Below are 15,609 nucleotides of genomic sequence, written 5' to 3'. Positions count from 1 at the left end.
ATTGTTAACAGTTAAAAAATTTGGAAATGCATATATACAAGTTAAAAAACGATATAAAACCCCCTTTTCTTTTTAGGAGAACGAGAGCATCTGGTCGCGCATAGAAACGGTCAGGACCTTTTCCTACCACATGCAAAGTTTAAAACAAAAGGAGTAAGCAAGTAACGGTCATGCTGTATCCTGCATAGCAGCGACTTGTATGCTGAAAATTAAAATGGATATATTTACCTTATAATTCATACTGTATTATACTTAAAGAAATATATATAAGGAGATGAAGTATGAACAGTATTTCACAAAACGAAAGAATTCATTCTATTGATATTATACGAGGGATTGCCATCTTTGGTATTTTCCTTGTAAATTGGCCCGTATTAGCTGGAGTTGAATCCCGAGATTTAACGAGTGATTATGAAGGGTTCGATCGTTACATTCGCTTATTTTATGATCTGTTTGTCCAAACAAAATTTTACACAATTTTTTCCTTTTTATTTGGTCTTGGTTTTTATATTTTTATGGAGCGCGCAGAAAAAAAGACACCTCATCCAAAATTATTGTTTATACGGAGACTACTTATTTTATTCTTATTCGGATTTTTACATTATGTACTACTTTGGGACGGTGATATTTTACATGATTATGCAATAGGTGGGTTCCTACTTCTTTTATTTTATAAAAGACAACCAAAAACCTTATTAATTTGGTCACTTATTTTGTTAAGTGTTTGGGAACTTTTTGTGTTGTTTATGAATTTAATAATGCTGCTCATTCCCCACGAAACACCTAACGCTTTTTCTACTCCTGTCGTTCCATTGTTAGATTGGAGCTTGCAAGTTCAAGATCGCTTTACTGCTTTTTATTCAGAAGCAATTAGCTCATCTCTTATCATGCTACCAGAAACAGTTGGTCTCTTTTTACTCGGTCTGTATGCCGGAAAAAAAGAAATGTTCCGCCGCGTAAACGAGATTGATACAAAGCTAAAAAAATGGCAAATCATTACCTTCCTTTCTACCTTGCCAACATGGGGAATTATTATTACCTATTTTACTATAAACGATCCATACGTACCGTTTACAATGATCGCCTTTATTACACTAAGTGGAAAGACTCTATTCATTTTCTATATTTTTACACTTATGCGTCTCTTGCAGCATGCGAAATGGCAAAAGGTATTCCGTCCTTTCCAATATGTTGGCCGTATGGCATTAACGAACTATATCTCGCAAACGGTCGTAACATTATTCGTATTTGGATTACTATTTAAAGCAAATATCATATTCCCACTATGGGGCGGTACACTTTTTTGTATTGGCTTCTATATCATTCAAATCTTTATCAGCCGCTGGTGGCTCTCTCGTTATCAATACGGACCGCTTGAATATATTTGGCGCCTTGGCACATATGGAAAAAGCATGCCGCTAAAAAAACAAAGCAGTATCTCATCTTGAGACACTGCTTTCTCTTACGCTTCAGAAACAGTACTTTGTATTGAAATCTGCTCTTCTTTTAGGCCCAGTACCAGCGTTGCTGTAACCAGGGGCAAAGTAGCAAATAATGATATACTATTTCCACTCTGCCCCATTCATTTATATTGCTAATTATCTTTTTGTTGTATTTTACGATACAGCGTCATGCGAGAGATACCAGCTTTTTCTGCAGCATCCGTACGATTCATCCCTTGATCTATAAGATATAAAGCATAATTTACCTTTTCCTCATCAGTTTTGGGTCTTCCAGGATGTTTCCCACGTTTCTTGGCTGCTATGATTCCTTCTTTTGTTCGTTCAGAGGTTAAATCTCTTTCAAATTGAGCAATCCCTGCAAAAACAGTAAAGAGTATTTTTCCATGTGCTGTTGTTGTATCAAGCCAAGCTTCTTTTAGACTTTTTAAGTTTGCTCCTTTTTGAGAAATGAGTTCGGCAATTTCAATTAAATCTTTTGTAGAACGAGAAAGACGAGTCAAATCTGTTACTACTACTGTATCTCCTTGGCGTAGAAATTCTAACATACGATTCAGCTCAGGGCGGTTTCGTTTAAATCCTGTTATTTTTTCAAAAAAAATACGTTCACAACCGGCCTCTTTTAATTGTTGTTCTTGGCGATCTAAATTTTGATCAATCGTAGACACTCGCATATATCCAAATTTCATGTAATTCTTCCTTTTTTATTTTTATTGTATCAAAAGTGTCTTTTAATATATATTGTTACAAATAATTTTGTTACATATTTTTGTTACGTCTGGATTGCTAGTTTACTTGACTTCATATCTTGATACAAACTACTGTAACAAAAATGGTCGTTTTTGTTACGGTGATATCATAAAAAATACTACTCTATAAAAAAGTAGTAAAGTTAAAAACTAACTCTAGATTATGAAGTACTACATAGGCTAACATAAAATGAAGGAGACCATTCGGATTATTTAGACGGTCTCCTTTTATTTTTCTTAAACTTGCACTTCACTCAGCAATGCATGAGTATTGTCTTCGGTATCCTTAAAAAATACCATCCATGTTTCTGTTTGTCCCATTTTAGCTACAACATGTGGTTCGTCGATAAAAGTAACTTCTTTACCTAATAAGCGTTCATAAGTATCTTTAATATTATTTACTTCAAAATAAATTACTGAACTTGAAAGAGCGAATTCCTCTTTTTCTGGAAGTGTTAACATGAGACGCAATCCGTTGCATTCAAAGAATGCCATACTATTAGTGTTAAACAAAAGCGAGAGACCTAATTTTTCTTTATAAAAATCTAGTGCTCTATTTAAATCTTTTACAGGTACTCCAATTTGTCCAATTTTTTGGATTATATTAGTTTCCATAAAAATTTGCTCCCTTCAAAATATCTTATTATTAAAAGGATAAATTATTTCACCTAATTTTTCTTATCCAATATCACCTTTTTTCGATATTCTTTAGGAGATATGCCAACATGTTGCTTAAACATTTTGCTAAAGGATACAGGATTTTGAAATCCAAGTTTAAAGGTTATATCGGTCATATTATTACTTAATTCTGATAATAGTTGTTTTGCTTTTGTTACTCTAAACTCTGAAATATGCTGATGAGGAGTTTTACCATATATTTGTGTGTATGTTCTTAATAAATGATTTGGAGATAGACAAGAAATCCGTGCAATGTCATTTAATTTAATGGTTTTGTCATAATAAGCTCTTATGTAATCATGTGCTATACATATCCTTCTATATAATTCTTCACGTGTAGAAGTCCGTATTGCACTTAAAGATTCAACTTCCTTGTATGTATTAAAATGTTCATTCAAAATATATTGCATTAACTTATGAAAGTGTTCCTCATAACCAACAGAATTAATTTCGAGACTAGGTAAAATATGTTTGAAAGTTTCAAGTTGAAAAGATAAAGTATTATTTTTATGATAGGTTTTATCAAAAAAAACAATAGAACTCGTATCCATAAATGGATCGTTTAGAAGATTATCATTTGTTTCTTTTAATGAATTAAAGACTTCGGCTTCAAACCCATCTTTAAAGAAAATACAAAAAGATTCCACATCCTTCGTTTCATCAATTGAAATTGTGTATGAACCTTTATTAAGGAGTAGGTATCTACTTTCTTCAACAGCAAACATGCCTTTATTAGTCTTATAATGGGCTTTACCATTTGAAAATGTTTTTATGGACAGTTGGCCAATTCCTTCCCAGTAAAATTGGTCACTTTTTGCATGTAAAACGAAATTGGTAGAATCATTTTTTGACATAATACACTCTCCATAAGTGGCGTCATTATTTTTTTAACTTTATTATACATAATAATGGAATCTAAGTATGAACATATATATTATCAATCCAAAACAGTACGGTGGATATGCGTATTGTAAGTGTTAAACTTAAACAACTTATTGTAATCTTAACGTATCCTTATTGCAAATGGTGACAGCTTCGCTGGTACTCACTCTAATATTCCTGTCTATAGCAAAAATATTCATTTTAGTTACAACCCTTAGCGTACCTAAATCAAGGCTTTGAATTCCAAAAAATGTCTTAACGTGGGTTTTATGTCATTGGGTTGGCGGGACCCCTAAAAGAGCAATTTGAAGGGTTAAATGAATTGTATGAAAAACAAAATCATGTTCTAATGCCGATTTTAGATGAACAGCAATTAGAAGCTATAAATGACGTTGTATGTGAGGCGATGTCTGAAAATCTTGAAGTAGGTATTTCATATCATAAACAGAACAGAATCCATTTGGAAACGGGTTATATCCATTATTATGATACATCTCGAAATGAGTTAAGAATTATCAATAGAGATAATAAGGTAACATACATAAATATCAGGTATATTACAGATATAAAATATATGTAAATGAACAATAGGGGATGGTAAATGTGAAATATTTTGTATTTGAAGATGATGAATTAATGGGCGGATGTGAAGAGAGAATATGTGTTTTTGAACATACCAAAAGAAAAGATGAATACGCCAGTATCAAAACCTTGGAGGAGTTTGCTGTACAATGTAAATTCATTGAAGGGAGAAATAGACATTGGTTTTGGTATAAAGGGAAAAATGTTAAAGAAATGACTATGTGGGAGTACGAAGAAAAAATTAGGGAAGAACAAAAAGAATTAAAGGTGATATCCAAAGAAGAATTTATAACAGTGAGAAACAGATATGCTCCTTTTATCAAACCTATTGAATTTCCTAGTGATGGAATCAGATTTGCTTATGCTTATGAACCAGAATGGAACGATGTGTTTTTTGTTATGGAAACAGAAGAAATTTATTTTGCTGTATATTGGTTCACAAGTGCTTAAAAAAGACTGTATTTAAAATTAAGGATTTTTCAATAAATAACAAATGAATTTGCTATTGAAATAGAGTCCTAATATAGGACTCTATTTCAATGGTTGGATTCGGTTTTAACTATCGAGCATATCCCACTCTGGATAGTTAACTAAACTCTCTTCATGTTTTTTGTTCCGTTCATTTCTTTTGACAAATTCCCATATCGTTCAGATAAAACTTAAGTAGTTGTTATGTATAGTCAAGATGTAAACGGAATTTATATCCCACATAGCTAAAATAAAACAAAGAACTCCAGTTTCTTAAAATTTGTGACTTCTAGATTTATATCCCATGTAGTTCAAATAAAACTGGCTAAACATAATATTGGGAGCGAAGCAACAAGATCCTTTATATCCCAAATAGTTCAGATAAAACGAAACATTTTCCTAAAGACACCTCAGCCATAACACTCTTTATATCTCATATAGTTCAAATAAAACAGAAATGGGCATTAGAAGGGCATTTCTTTAATTACATCTTTATATCCCGCATAGTTCAAATAAAACTATTATGTAGTTGAATTGGATCGTTGGGGTATTAAGAACTTTATATCCCACACAGTTCAGATAAAACGCAGAAGCAATCAAGTATAAAGGTTATAAATATGTTTTCTTTATATCCCAAATAGTTCAGATAAAACCGTACCAGCCAACACACTGCCAACTAGTACTATCGAGATTTACATCCCACATAGTTCAAATAAAACATTTGAGAGCTTATCTGTCATGTTCGCAGGGCAAACATTTATATCCCATGTAGTTCAAATAAAACGTTAACTGTACCAATTGATCCAAGTGAAGCACAACCATTTATATCCCACATAGTTCAAATAAAACTAAGAAAGAACCAGGTTTCGGGAGTAATCAGTATGTTATTTACATCCCACATAGTTCAAATAAAACCCTATCTATATACAGGGGATACACCTTATGATAGCAACATGTTACTACGTGTAGCAACTATCATTTTGCAGTGAATCATCGATCATGTTTTTGGATTCTCTAAAAAAACACTTACAGACCTTATCATAGTAAGGGTTTCTGCATGTTTAACAAAAACGAGGTTCACTGCAAAATTACGGAAATACAATTCCTGTTCCTGTTATCTTTTCTTTATCAAAATCGTACTTGCAATGTAAAATACGAATGTATTGAAGTCCAGAAATATCAATTTCCTTCGTTTCTATCCTGTTTTGTTGAACTTGTTGTATAGAAATCGAAGTTGTAAGCTTTTCGATTTGTATTCGTAATAATTTTCGCTGATTTGGATCTTTTTCCTGTTTAAATGTAGTAAATAGCGCACGATTCTCTGTATATACAGAACAGGGAATAACTTGATAATTATCAATATCACGCAACAACCTTTGTGCTTTTGTATTTCCCATATCATTTAGTAGAAGTTTATCTAGTACTTTTAAAGCTTGATAGAATTCATCTAAGTATTTTTTGCTTAGATTTTCTGTTTTATATAATGTTTCGACAAGCTCCATTTTCGTTTTTTCATGTAGTTTTTGTCCATTAAAGGGTTCTAAGAGTTTTAAACTGTTATCAACAATATCCTCATCATAAACGTTCCCTACCCCTTGTGCTTCTGTATAAACAAAGACATTAGGTTCTGTACCCTCATAGGCCCTTCCACGATAACAACGACCTAAACGCTGAAATAAGCTATCTAATGTAGAAATTTCAGTAAATAACAAATCAAAATCAATATCTAATGAAGCTTCTACAAGCTGTGTGGCAATCCAAATCCCACTTTGTTCTTCGCGATTTTTATCATTAGGTGCAAATTTCTTAATTTCTTCTTCTAAAACGGCACGATCCTTTTGAATAAATTGCGTGTGCAACAACCTTACATGTTCATTATGAAACAACCCATATATACGTTTTGCCTCTTTTACGGTATTGGCAATAATTAATACACGTTTATTTCGTCCAACTTCACGAATATGTTCTAAGTCCTCATCGATCTTTGTTTTACGTATAGATATACGGTGACGAATTAAGTCATTATAGAATTCCTCTTTTACAAAATCACTAACCTTGATTTTGCCTCGTTTCTCCATTGTTTCCATAAAAACAGTAGGAAGTGTAGCGGTCATAATCATAAATTTGCCGCCTATCTGGTGAATCATTTCCAATGCTTTGAGTAAAACAGCTAAGATTTTCGGAGAATAACCCTGTATTTCATCTAAAACTATCTTAGAATACGCCATTGTGGCCAAGTATTTCTCATATCCTCGAAATAAAAATGGAAACTTCAAAATTTGATCAATTGTGCTAAATGTTAACTTTTTACTCAATAAACGAGACTGTTCATAGATAAGCTCATTGGTTTCGTAATCATTGTTTAATGTCTGTAGAAAATCCACACTACCACTGTGTAGCAATCCAGCAATTGCTTGCCCCTCTTCATCTACATATCCCATTCCATTTGTTATACGCTCATACAAGGCATTTAAACTTACACGGATAGGGAGTGTAATAAAACCTTTCGCTTCATCAATCCAAAATAAAGAAGCTTCTGTTTTTCCCATACCAGTTTGTGCAACAGCCACAATATTCTTGTTTCGATTTTCGTAAGAAAAGAGTTGTAGATTGCGTGGTTTATGATCATTCTTTTTTAGGAATTCATCGACATAAGTCCCAACCCCTTTGTCTGCATGATATTCCACAAGTTCTCCTGCAGAAGCCGTATGATCTACACGATTTAAAAGTCCCTTTACAAGCACAAGAAGAGGATATTCTTTATCCTTTTTCTTAATTGGCTTCCAACCTATTGTTGTAGTATCAAGATCTTTATTAACAGAACAACACAATTCTTGCTCCAAACGGTCTATTTTCCCTTTTAAATCTGATAAAACTGTATTTAGTATTTGGGCATCAAACATTACGTTTCGTACATGATGATGTGCAATGGCCTCTTTTACAACCCGTTCTGTACTTTGGGAATAATGTAATTCTAAGAATGGAACACAAAGTAAGGAAATAAAAGCATGAGGAACATTAGGATGTTTTTTTTCAATTTCTTGCTTTGTTAAAGGAGATAACCCCATATTAAGTTTAATAAATTGTTGAAATCCCTCATAAATCTTTCCCGCATCATGGTATTGGGCAGCTACTTGTGCAAGTTGCCAAATCTCTTCTGACAACAGAAATCCATACGAGTGTTTTAGTAAAGATAAATTCTCTAATACTCGTCCTGTGTGTTCTTGTAATGTTTCAAATTTTCCTGTTTGCCGATCCCACTTTGCGTAAATGAAATCTTCCATGTTTTTTCCTCCTGAAAAAATCCATGCCTACTCATAAGGCATGGAAAAATACAATATAACTATCTTCATCTTCCATATACTGAGGTGAATTTAAACCTTCTCCTTTACGGAAGAACTGCGTTTGAACCGTCTCCCAAGTACGAATTCCTTGTTTCACTTGATATACCGTATTTAAACGATATGAAATCCCCTTATAATTCATATAATCAAGGTGATCAGCGATGCAATGACGTGGTATATAGAAATCATTTTTTAGTGTAATGATTTCTTTTGTATGTCTTTCGTTCAACGTTACCAATTTCACGTCTTCAATGACCGCTAAATCTTCATATCGACCAAGGCTTGGTGCCTCATTGATATTTTCTAATGCTATTTGTAATTGTTCCAATACACCTTGTTCGGCACGTACATGGAAAATAAGGGAGATTTCTTTCAACATATGAACATGTGTGGGCATGGTTGTAATTTCATTCGACTTGTAAAAATAATGTGTTTGCAGATCAAACAGCTTTCCTTCGTGGGTACCTTGGATGCTAATTTCCATTGGAATTAATTCATTTGCACCTAACACGTAGTGAAGGAACCCTTTCACTGTACTATACGGTGGAAGAGGATAGGTTTCCTTTGCTTTTTGTGCCATTGGTTTCTTGTAACAAGCGGTTTGTTGGTACAACTTTACCCGTAACGCTGTATTAGCCGACATAATAATTCTCCACTTGTTGTAATAGGTAATCTAACATACCTTGAATTGTATGGGTTGAATCGCTTGAAATAAGATTTCGCAACTCCCCTTCATTCACGAAAACGCCAGATAACAGACCGACATGCGTTTGTTCTTGTACAGTCCGTCCCATACTGCGACGTTCTAAAATTTCTTGCAGCATAATAGAATTTAAACGGTATTCACGTTTTGTCGGAACTAATTGTGTACGTCCTAAGAAATATGGTTGATTAATAGCATACAGACCTCCAATTACAAACAAAGGGGATAAGTCTTCTTGTCGCCCGCGGATATTACGATTTAAGAAAAATGCAATTTCTAGGAATTCTTTGATACGTCTTGCCTTTTCTTCACGTGGTAATTCAATTTCTCCATCTACACCAATTCTATCTAAATCAATAGTAATGGTATAAGAATATAAGCTTGTATGCCGCTCAGATGTTGCGATATTTGGGTTTTCATTGATACGTGACGCATGTCCTGAATTTGTTAAAAATTCTAAGTCTCCTCGGTACGGTTCAAGAGAAACGGCATGAGACAAACGAACGCTAGCTGGGCGTTTGTTCCCCATCTCCTTCTTTACAGTTTTCATGTAACCAAATAAATCCATTTCTTCTGACTCTCGAATGGTAGCACTAGGAGAATATTGAACTACGCTTTTGCTTTTTCCTTCCCCTTCACCTTTGTCACGGCCAACTGTATCTAAGTTCCAACCATAACGCTCAGCTCCTAAACGAACCATATCGTATCGAATAGCTTGCCGTGAAGCAAATGTATGAACATCACCATTTCCACGATTAAATTTCTTTAATTCGGAGATATTACCAATTCCTTCTCCATAATTTAATGAATCTCCTTGAAATACGATCGTTAATGTTAATCCAGCCATTAGTTTGTTTCCTCCCCTTCTTTTTTATAGGGTTTGTCATTTAATCCGGATAGTAAAGCACTCGCAATACCTTCAAATTCATTACTATGTTCCCTTGTAGCATCCACATACATAGAAGTGTTCTTTTCCACTAATAAAAAGGTGCGGAATAATGTTTCAAAGAACTGTTGACGGTTATTGGTAGTTAAGGCATTTAACAGACGGTAAGTAATGCCTGGAACCTTATTCTCCATTCCACGTTCAGTCAGTCTTCTACGTACTTCGCGTCCATCCATTAGCGCATACTGGATTCTCTTTTGCATAGATTCATATTGCGCTTCTCGTGTTTCATTAGACATGCCGTAACACTCCTTTATTCTATTTAAATGAAACATAGCCAAAGTGGCTGTATACGTATCGTAACTGGAATAATTGTTATTTACGTTTTTCCTCAATTGGTTAGTGATATCACGAAAAAAATGCTCTCCATTTAATAATTTACGTAGGATTATGTTTCGAAACGATGGATATTTAATATGATCGAGCTCTTTTCCTCCACGCTCTTGAATGTATTGAATGGCATATTCTGATAAAAAATTATGTGTAAGAGTCGTTTTCTTTCCTTTATTTTGGAATTCAACAATTAGCATATTTTTAGAAATCCAATTTGCTTTATCCTTGGCTTCTTTTAAGGTGTCGTATAAAAACACTTCAAAAGGGTTGTTTTGTTTTTTATTGATGACAAATAAATCATTTACTTCTGCTAGTGCATCGAAGTCTTCATCAGTTTGAATAAAAGAATAAGTTACCTCTTTTTTTATTTGCTCTCTGTGGAGGCCAAAAACGGAACAAAACATAATTAATCGATACAGATTGGAGATAGGAAAAGACGCTTGGTTATTCCAAGTGTAATTAGTTGCATTACCAATGCTCACTGAATTTGGATAGAAGACTGCTTCCGTGTAATCTGTAAGAGCAAGTTGTCCCTCAATAACAGGACAATAAAGCAACTCATCATCTTTTAGTTTCGTAATTATTTTTTTGGATAATTTTTTAAAAGCTACATTACTTGATTGTTGTATTGCTTTCTTTAGTCCTTCTATTGCTTCGTTAGGACTATCAGAAGAACGAAGAATAGTAAGAATTTCTTGTTCTAGTAAAATAGGTTGAATGAAGCCTTCTGTCAAAAATCCAATATGTTCAATTCGATTTAAGGTACTCTGTCTTCTCTGTAAAAAACTTGGTTGTCCATGAAGTTCAGTTAAATAAGAACGAATCATATTTAATGTTAAAATCTCATTTACTTGCTCTTGCTTTAACAACTTCAGGTAATCTTTGGTGATTGTTTTTAATTCTTCAATGGTGGATACATCTTTTTTTCTGCTAAACAGCTCTTTTAAGGTTCCACCTTCAATCGGCAAACGCTTATTCAACTTATTTTCCGTACCTTTAATATCAGTAAAGATAGAGTCTTTAGAACGTTTAAAATTGGATGTAGCGTATGTTAGAAAAGCATTCATCTTATCTTCTTTTTCATTTGCAACAGAAAACATATCAAAAGCATAATTGAAAAACCATTCCGGAAAGTCTTGAAGCAATTTTGAATCAAAGTCTATATATGTCTCTTCAATTTCAAATAAATCTGTTTCAGCATGCTCTAAAATACGATAAAACCCCAAGATACCAGTGTTCGTAGCCCAATCTTCTAAATATAACCGAATCATTGGTACTCCACGGACACGCAGCCGTACCCTTGTGACTTTTTGAAGGATGTACCAATTTGACGAAGGATTTCTAAGTCTTCTTGGTCTCCTTTTAACAAGAATGTTCCTTTATAAGCTTCAAAGTGCTGGTGATTGGGGGGATTATCAAATTTTTCTTTTACAACTTGTTTTGTTAAATTCATAGGTATAAATTGTAAAGGTTTTTTTAAGCCTTCTCCATGATAATTACGCAAAGTCATATCACAAATATAATTGAAACTCTCTTCATAACCTTCTTCTGTTGGAGCAAGATGTTTCCCATCTCGGTCTTTAATAAAAATAGGGGAAAGGGTGCGGAATACTACCGTATCACTTTTCACTTTGACTTCCGGTAGTATAGATATGTTCTTCTTCTGTAGTTTGTATCCTTTGTACTGAAATTCTTTAATTTCGTTTAAACCATCTACTAAATAAGAAATGAATTCAGGATCAGGTGAACTAATAATCCAGTCCAATCCATTCTGAAGGAGGAATTCATCATTTTCTAAAACATAGTCTTTAAGATAAACGGAAAACGTAAAATTCTTGCTTTTTTTATTCGATTTATTCTCAAAGATATATAGGTTCTCTGCGTATACTACGTTTGATGTTTTTAGAGCTTCTTTGATAAAACTCACAAACATAAAACGATACGAGAGAGGAATTACTTTGCAAGTCAAGCTTACTTTCAACCTCATCATTTTCCTCCTTAATCTTTAATATAGAATTATTATAATGCATGCAAAAATTAAGATACAATAAATATGTAGAAATAAATGGAAAAAACTTTCTGTGCAAAGAGAGATTTTTTCTTGATCCCATATAGTAAAGATAAAAATCATGCGGTACCTCTGTAATTTTGCAGTGAACCTCGTTTTTGTTAAACATGCAGAAACCCTTACTATGATAAGGTCTGTAAGTGTTTTTTTAGAGAATCCAAAAACATGATCGATGATTCACTGCAAAATGATAGTTGCTACACGTAGTAACATGTTGCTATCATAAGGTGTATCCCCTGTATATAGATAGGGTTTTATCTGAACTATATGGGATATAAAGACTGATAAGCAAGAGGCAAAGCTAAATGGTGAATATGTTTTATCTGAACTTTATGGGATATAAGGATCACAGAAGTTTGCGTTGCAATGGAACAAGCCGGGGTTTTATCTGAACTACATGGGATATAAAGCTCCACAACCCTTCCACTTCTTGGTCTGGCAGCCCAAGTTTTATCTAAACCATATGGGATATAAATCTATTAAAGATAATTAACTCATCAACAGAATTATATATTTTATCTGAACTATGTGGGATATAAATAGAGCTTACATGTATCTTAGAAACTTAGTGTCATAGGTTTTATTTGAACTATGTGGGATGTAAATGCGTGGTACATTTGCATATTACCTTGATAAATTCCGGTTTTATTTGAACTATATGGGGTATTACCACACCACCATCAAGTTAATAATGATACACACTCCTATATTCCTTTTGAACACGAACTTTTTTATAGGAACCATGCTTTACAACATGACGAGTATCCATCTCTTTATATTTTTTAGTTTGAAACATTTCTGAAATATCTACGATAATTGTATTAGTTAGAATATTAACTACATAACCAGTTAATTTTAATGAAGGATTCTTACGATGTGGAAATTGTACGTAGTCACCAATTTTAATAGTTGGAACTGAAATAGCTTTTTTCATACAATAACCTCCAAATTTAAAATGTTATAGACTAACTTTTAAACCATTGAGTGTACTTTATCTTTTATGAACTTATCAGCGGTGATATAGAGAATGAAAAGATCAGAACTTAGTGTAATAGTCACTCGATCTTTCATACGTTTCAGAATTATAATGTCTTGTTCATCTTGCTCGAACATTTTCGCATACCCTAGGATTTGATACACCCGACCATCTTCTCTATAAATGTAAAATTCACCACGTTTTGGTTTTGTTGCTATCATATCTGTTCCTCCTCCAAATTTGATTAAAATCCGTATAGAGATCCAGCGATTAAATATGTAGCAATCATCATGATGATAGAAAGTCCAAATGTTCCAAAAAACCAAATTTGTGAAACAACACAATCCTCAATTCCTAACCATTCACAAACAACTTGATATCGCTTATTTACAGTCCTTTTCATACCATTTATAGAATTTTCTTTTTTTAATGTATGTGGTAAAATGTACTTGCTGTTAGGTGTTTTTAGATAGCTATTTGCCATTCTGAAATCAACCTTTCTTTTTCACAATATTTGGTGAAGTCCTCTTTTTAGCTTTGGACGGCGAGAGAGGACTTTTCTAATTTACTTACGGGTCAATCTTTCCATTCCTTCGCATGTGACTAACCATACTTTACCGCTTTTTCTTGCTTCGTTTTCATGGAACTTTCCACGATTACACCATTTATTAACAGTGTTTTCCGCAAGTCCCCATAATTGTTCAGCTTCTCTTGTTGTGTAAACGGAAAATAGAGGAGTTCTCGATTTTCCATTATTTTTTTCATCCATTAGTTGTTAACAATCCCCCTTTATATTTCATAACTTAATTATAATCTCCATTTGTCTTGTTTGCAAGACAAATGGATAAAATTATCTGAATTCTTTTCGACAAAATAAAAAACCTAATTTAATTAGGTTTTATCGTATAGTGTGGTCTTGATTAGAGTGTTCTTTTAAGTTTTTTGTCTTAAATAAATGTAGACACATTTTTTTAAATTGCTGTTTATACATATGGAACGGACTAATTAATCGATTTACTTGTTGCTCTGTTAGATAAAATTCCGTAATCTTTTCTGGAATCCCTTCTTGAGAAGGGAAATTTTCTTTATATAACCTTGTTCGCTCTAGTGCAAGTTTTACGGACATTCTAACCCAATTTAATTTTACATCAACCATGTCTATATACTCTAAAAATTCATAGTTTTTTCCATCATGAACATAATTCTTATTGTATTGAGTATAGAAGGGTTGATTCCTATGGTCTACATTTCTAACCCAAATTATTTCTTCTGTATTTAAGTACATTGTATTCCTCTTATCTTCTGATCGAAAATACATGGGACGATTTTCTTGGAATAACTTAGAATTATATTCATTTAAAAAAGCAAAACAACCGGATGAGCTAGGGTCATCAAAGTGAGGTTCTATAATCATATTTTCATTGTCTAAAATTTGATTATTATTAGTCAACGTTGTGATTTCCACATCAAGAAATGCGAATGCATGATGAAAGTAAGAAGAGTTGTATGGCTTTGTGAAAAAACCTTTATTATCAAAGCGAATTACTTTTACAAACTCTATTGGTTTATTAAGCATCCATTTCCCTTCCTATTCCCTTTAAAGTTATAATCTTTATTAAATGCTAACCTTTTCTTTTGTATATCCAAAAAATCCCTCTTTTACCTTTATTGTATGAACCCCTGACCAATGAGTTTCTACCTTAAAGTAATACCAGTCTCCATTTTTATTTAAAAATTCTTTAATGTCATATCCCTCTTTAATTAGATAATTTTGAATTTCATTTCTTGTATTTCCAAACATATAAACACCTCCTTTTTATATACTTATTTTACCATATTTATTTTATTTTTTGGAATATTCAAACTAAAATACTGTAAATTTTTCATCTCGGCTGAAATCCTTAAGGAGTAGAGGAAACAACAGTGACGTGAAGTTTAAATTCATTTTAAGAAAAATAAAAAATAGACCCAACAATCACCTACAAAGGCAGATATGTCACAGGTCTAGGTTTATATTATCCTCATTTTATTAATAAAAAAGGCTATCTTTCTTACATTCAAAATTCACATCATAAGCATCAGAATATGTAGTATTATTCCTCTTTATAACATTTCCACCAATGTCATTAGGGGGTAGCACCACATCGCCATCAAGCTAAGGTTTTGAAATACCCCCTAAACGAAAATTTTCTTTCTCTACAGGTGGTTACTTTGTGAAATCAGCTCATTTTTTCGTTTTGGGGCGTTTATTGTTCTTAAGTTGATGGGCATGTGGTGCTACCCCATCGCTATCAAGCTAATTTCCATATGTACCTCCTATATGCCTAAAATACGCTATCCTTTCTTATGATTCTACAGAAAGAATAGCGTATTTTTTCATTTTAGGGAGATTTTGTTTTATTAACTTGATAGTGATGTGG

The 15,609-nt window shown here is 33.0% G+C and carries 17 protein-coding genes; 3 read left to right on the top strand and 14 right to left on the bottom strand.

Features of this window, described 5'->3' with window-relative positions:
- Window positions 1-281: 281 nt before the first annotated feature.
- Window positions 282-1,448 carry a DUF418 domain-containing protein gene (locus tag BM350_RS10040; protein ID WP_090912384.1) on the top strand — a complete coding sequence of 389 codons (1,167 nt, stop codon included), beginning with the start codon at window positions 282-284 and terminating at the stop codon, window positions 1,446-1,448.
- 146 nt (window positions 1,449-1,594) lie between these two features.
- Here BM350_RS10040 and BM350_RS10035 read toward each other — a convergent pair whose 3' ends face one another.
- The 3 genes from BM350_RS10035 to BM350_RS10025 form a co-directional block, all read right to left on the bottom strand.
- Window positions 1,595-2,149, bottom strand: coding sequence for a recombinase family protein (locus BM350_RS10035; protein ID WP_090912386.1), 555 nt, complete (start codon window positions 2,147-2,149; stop codon window positions 1,595-1,597).
- Window positions 2,150-2,446: 297 nt separating this feature from the next.
- Complete coding sequence (locus BM350_RS10030) at window positions 2,447-2,824, bottom strand: VOC family protein (protein ID WP_090912388.1); 378 nt, start codon at window positions 2,822-2,824, stop codon at window positions 2,447-2,449.
- A 53-nt stretch (window positions 2,825-2,877) separates the two neighbouring features.
- Window positions 2,878-3,741 carry a helix-turn-helix domain-containing protein gene (locus BM350_RS10025; protein WP_090912390.1) on the bottom strand — a complete coding sequence of 288 codons (864 nt, stop codon included), beginning with the start codon at window positions 3,739-3,741 and terminating at the stop codon, window positions 2,878-2,880.
- Between the two features lie 308 nt (window positions 3,742-4,049).
- Here BM350_RS10025 and BM350_RS10020 point away from each other — a divergent pair, with 308 nt between their 5' ends.
- Window positions 4,050-4,349, top strand: a complete 300-nt coding sequence (locus BM350_RS10020) for a YolD-like family protein (RefSeq protein ID WP_280141371.1) — start codon at window positions 4,050-4,052, stop codon at window positions 4,347-4,349.
- Window positions 4,350-4,372: 23 nt separating this feature from the next.
- On the top strand, window positions 4,373-4,801 hold the full coding sequence (locus BM350_RS10015; protein ID WP_090912394.1) for a hypothetical protein: 429 nt from the start codon (window positions 4,373-4,375) through the stop codon (window positions 4,799-4,801).
- 1,106 nt (window positions 4,802-5,907) lie between these two features.
- On the opposite strand, the gene BM350_RS10010 is transcribed toward BM350_RS10015, so the two are convergent.
- The 11 genes from BM350_RS10010 to BM350_RS09960 all read right to left on the bottom strand — a co-directional run bounded on the left by BM350_RS10010 (window position 5,908) and on the right by BM350_RS09960 (window position 14,990).
- Window positions 5,908-8,103: a CRISPR-associated helicase/endonuclease Cas3 gene (locus BM350_RS10010; protein ID WP_090912396.1), complete on the bottom strand. Its 2,196-nt coding sequence runs from the start codon at window positions 8,101-8,103 to the stop codon at window positions 5,908-5,910.
- Between the two features lie 31 nt (window positions 8,104-8,134).
- Entirely contained in the window at window positions 8,135-8,806 is a 672-nt protein-coding gene (cas5b, locus tag BM350_RS10005; protein ID WP_090912398.1) for a type I-B CRISPR-associated protein Cas5b, read from the bottom strand.
- Window positions 8,796-9,713: a type I-B CRISPR-associated protein Cas7/Cst2/DevR gene (gene cas7i, locus BM350_RS10000; RefSeq protein ID WP_090912400.1), complete on the bottom strand. Its 918-nt coding sequence runs from the start codon at window positions 9,711-9,713 to the stop codon at window positions 8,796-8,798. Before cas7i ends, cas5b begins: the two co-directional genes overlap by 11 nt.
- Window positions 9,713-11,416, bottom strand: coding sequence for a type I-B CRISPR-associated protein Cas8b1/Cst1 (gene cas8a1, locus BM350_RS09995; RefSeq protein WP_090912402.1), 1,704 nt, complete (start codon window positions 11,414-11,416; stop codon window positions 9,713-9,715). Before cas8a1 ends, cas7i begins: the two co-directional genes overlap by 1 nt.
- Window positions 11,413-12,135, bottom strand: coding sequence for a CRISPR-associated endoribonuclease Cas6 (gene cas6 / locus BM350_RS09990; protein WP_244547968.1), 723 nt, complete (start codon window positions 12,133-12,135; stop codon window positions 11,413-11,415). The genes cas8a1 and cas6 overlap by 4 nt, the downstream gene beginning before the upstream one ends.
- Window positions 12,136-12,898: 763 nt before the next feature.
- Window positions 12,899-13,147: a DUF2187 family protein gene (locus tag BM350_RS09985; RefSeq protein ID WP_090912406.1), complete on the bottom strand. Its 249-nt coding sequence runs from the start codon at window positions 13,145-13,147 to the stop codon at window positions 12,899-12,901.
- Window positions 13,148-13,185: 38 nt separating this feature from the next.
- On the bottom strand, window positions 13,186-13,410 hold the full coding sequence (locus BM350_RS09980; RefSeq protein WP_090912408.1) for a hypothetical protein: 225 nt from the start codon (window positions 13,408-13,410) through the stop codon (window positions 13,186-13,188).
- Window positions 13,411-13,433: 23 nt separating this feature from the next.
- Window positions 13,434-13,673 (bottom strand): hypothetical protein, encoded by a 240-nt coding sequence (locus tag BM350_RS09975; protein WP_090912410.1) that lies wholly within the window; start codon window positions 13,671-13,673, stop codon window positions 13,434-13,436.
- A gap of 81 nt (window positions 13,674-13,754) precedes the next feature.
- Window positions 13,755-13,958, bottom strand: coding sequence for a helix-turn-helix domain-containing protein (locus BM350_RS09970; protein ID WP_090912412.1), 204 nt, complete (start codon window positions 13,956-13,958; stop codon window positions 13,755-13,757).
- A gap of 129 nt (window positions 13,959-14,087) precedes the next feature.
- Window positions 14,088-14,765, bottom strand: coding sequence for a hypothetical protein (locus BM350_RS09965; protein ID WP_090912414.1), 678 nt, complete (start codon window positions 14,763-14,765; stop codon window positions 14,088-14,090).
- Window positions 14,766-14,804: 39 nt separating this feature from the next.
- Window positions 14,805-14,990: a hypothetical protein gene (locus BM350_RS09960; protein ID WP_090912416.1), complete on the bottom strand. Its 186-nt coding sequence runs from the start codon at window positions 14,988-14,990 to the stop codon at window positions 14,805-14,807.
- Window positions 14,991-15,609: the final 619 nt, after the last annotated feature.

Origin of the sequence: Bacillus sp. 103mf (genome assembly GCF_900116295.1) — a bacterium.
GTDB lineage: Bacteria > Bacillota > Bacilli > Bacillales > Bacillaceae_G > Bacillus_A > Bacillus_A bruguierae.
This window is presented reverse-complemented; position numbering and strand designations above follow the sequence as displayed.

Excerpts from the sequence above, each read along its gene's own strand:
- BM350_RS09970 (WP_090912412.1), bottom strand. The coding sequence starts at position 13,958 with ATGGATGAAAAAAATAATGGAAAATCGAGAACTCCTCTATTTTCCGTT.
- cas5b (WP_090912398.1), bottom strand. The coding sequence starts at position 8,806 with ATGTCGGCTAATACAGCGTTACGGGTAAAGTTGTACCAACAAACCGCT.
- BM350_RS09975 (WP_090912410.1), bottom strand. The coding sequence starts at position 13,673 with ATGGCAAATAGCTATCTAAAAACACCTAACAGCAAGTACATTTTACCA.
- BM350_RS09965 (WP_090912414.1), bottom strand. The coding sequence starts at position 14,765 with ATGCTTAATAAACCAATAGAGTTTGTAAAAGTAATTCGCTTTGATAAT.
- BM350_RS09960 (WP_090912416.1), bottom strand. The coding sequence starts at position 14,990 with ATGTTTGGAAATACAAGAAATGAAATTCAAAATTATCTAATTAAAGAG.
- cas7i (WP_090912400.1), bottom strand. The coding sequence starts at position 9,713 with ATGGCTGGATTAACATTAACGATCGTATTTCAAGGAGATTCATTAAAT.
- cas8a1 (WP_090912402.1), bottom strand. The coding sequence starts at position 11,416 with ATGATTCGGTTATATTTAGAAGATTGGGCTACGAACACTGGTATCTTG.
- BM350_RS09980 (WP_090912408.1), bottom strand. The coding sequence starts at position 13,410 with ATGATAGCAACAAAACCAAAACGTGGTGAATTTTACATTTATAGAGAA.
- BM350_RS10030 (WP_090912388.1), bottom strand. The coding sequence starts at position 2,824 with ATGGAAACTAATATAATCCAAAAAATTGGACAAATTGGAGTACCTGTA.
- BM350_RS10010 (WP_090912396.1), bottom strand. The coding sequence starts at position 8,103 with ATGGAAGATTTCATTTACGCAAAGTGGGATCGGCAAACAGGAAAATTT.
- BM350_RS10040 (WP_090912384.1), top strand. The coding sequence starts at position 282 with ATGAACAGTATTTCACAAAACGAAAGAATTCATTCTATTGATATTATA.
- BM350_RS09985 (WP_090912406.1), bottom strand. The coding sequence starts at position 13,147 with ATGAAAAAAGCTATTTCAGTTCCAACTATTAAAATTGGTGACTACGTA.
- BM350_RS10035 (WP_090912386.1), bottom strand. The coding sequence starts at position 2,149 with ATGAAATTTGGATATATGCGAGTGTCTACGATTGATCAAAATTTAGAT.
- BM350_RS10025 (WP_090912390.1), bottom strand. The coding sequence starts at position 3,741 with ATGTCAAAAAATGATTCTACCAATTTCGTTTTACATGCAAAAAGTGAC.
- cas6 (WP_244547968.1), bottom strand. The coding sequence starts at position 12,135 with ATGATGAGGTTGAAAGTAAGCTTGACTTGCAAAGTAATTCCTCTCTCG.